Origin of the sequence: Streptomyces boncukensis (genome assembly GCF_011045075.1) — a bacterium.
Taxonomy (GTDB): Bacteria; Actinomycetota; Actinomycetes; order Streptomycetales; family Streptomycetaceae; genus Streptomyces; species Streptomyces boncukensis.
The window spans coordinates 1-1,695 of sequence record NZ_JAAKZZ010000902.1 but is presented as its reverse complement, the minus strand read 5'-3'; the positions used below and the strand labels follow the sequence as shown (position 1 = coordinate 1,695).

The following is a 1,695-nucleotide window of genomic DNA, read 5'->3' as shown; positions in this document are numbered from 1 at the left end:
GGGTGCGGGGCCGTGCTGGCGCGGGCGGTCAGCCGCGGCGGGAGCAGGGTGGCGTCCGGCACGGTGCGGCCCGCCAGCTGGGCCATGAGCAGCTCCACCGACCGCTCCCCCACCTCGGCGGCCGGGATGGCGACGGACGAGACGGGTACGGCCATGCTCCCGGCCGTCTCGTCCGGGCACACCGCGACCACGGACAGGTCCTCGGGCACGCGCATCCCGGCCCGCTGGAACGCCTCCAGGAGCGGGCCGAGCGCGGATTCGTTGTGGACGACCACCGCGCTCAGTCCGGGGTGCCGGCGCAGCAGCCGCTCCGCCGTCTCGCGCGCCGCGGCCTCGCCGGGCGCGACCGGGACCACCGTGGAGGCCATGCCGCGGCGCCGCGCCGCGGCGGTGAAGCCGGCCGCCGTGCGCCGTGCGAAACCGGTGCCGCGCGCGTACACCTCCGGCGGCGAGCCGAGCAGCGCCACGCAGCGGTGCCCCAGCCGCGCGAGGTGGTCGACGCAGATCTCGCCGGTCGCGGTGAAGTCCAGGTCGATGCAGGTGAGTCCGTCCGCTTCGGCGGGGAAGCCGATGAGCACGGCGGGCGGGCGCAGCGAGCGCAGCAGCGGCAGCCGCGGGTCCTGCATCTGGATGTCCATGACGATGAGCCCGTCGGCCAGCGCGCTGCCCGCCACCCGGCGCAGTCCGTCCTCGCCCTCCTCCTCGGTGAGCAGGAGGACGTCGTGGTCGTAGCCGCGGGCCGCCGTCGCCACGGACGCGGCGAACTGCATCTGCACGGGCATGTGGATGCCGGCGCGCAGCGGCATCACCAGGGCCAGCACGTTGGAGCGGCTGCTGGCCAGGGAGCGCGCCGGGGCGTGCGGGCGGTAGCCGAGCTCGCGGATGCTGTCCTCGACCCGCTGCCGGGTCGCCGCCGAGATCGACCGCTTGCCGCTCAGTACGTACGACACGGTGCTCGGCGAGACCCCGGCGTGCCGTGCCACATCAGTGATCTTGACCAACGCCGCTCCCTCGGTCCCGTGCGCCCCGGCCGTCGTCGAATCGTTTCGACGACGGCGGCTGCAACGAATGCGCGGAGAAGGTAAGGAGGGGGAGAGGGCGTGTCAACGGTTTGGACACAGGAGCGCTCGCACAACGCCGCGCGGGGCGGGCCCCCAGGGCCCGCCCCGCGCGGTCGCCGCGACCGGGTCAGCCGCGGTTCACGACACCCAGCCCCGCTGCCGCGCGAGCGCGATGACGCACTCCCGCACCTCCTTGATCTGGGCTCCGGTCAACGAGTCGGCGCCCTCCACCAGGGCGCTGGTCAGATCGTCGCGGAGCTCCTCGGCGGACTGCGCCTCCGCGTCACCGGGCTCGGCGGAGACCGGTGCCGGGCGCAGCGAGCGGCTGAACCGCCCCTCGGAGGGCGGCTGGTGGATGAGCCGGATCTCGGACGCCTTGGGCCCCTTGTCCCCCATCTCCATGGAGAACTCGACCTCGCTGCCGGCCTGGAACAGGTACTTCTCGTCCAGCAGGTCGTTGGCGTGCATGAAGACGTCCTCGCCGCCGCCCTTGGGCTGGATGAACCCGTAGCCGCGGACCTCGTCGAACTGCAGAACCTTGCCCGTCATCAGCACAGCTGTACCTCCACGCCAAACCGCCACGGCGGCCGCCATGGCAGGCGGCCGCGATCTACGTGATCAACATACAAACCCC

General features: G+C 73.5%; 2 protein-coding genes. Both read right to left on the bottom strand.

Going from position 1 to position 1,695, the window contains the following annotated elements:
- Positions 1-1,001, bottom strand: a 1,001-nt coding sequence (locus G5C65_RS36840; RefSeq protein ID WP_165303390.1) for a LacI family DNA-binding transcriptional regulator, incomplete at its 3' end; no start/stop codon positions are given.
- Positions 1,002-1,199: 198 nt separating this feature from the next.
- Positions 1,200-1,616, bottom strand: coding sequence for a cold shock domain-containing protein (locus G5C65_RS36835; protein WP_165303389.1), 417 nt, complete (start codon positions 1,614-1,616; stop codon positions 1,200-1,202).
- Between the last annotated feature and the right edge of the window lie 79 nt (positions 1,617-1,695).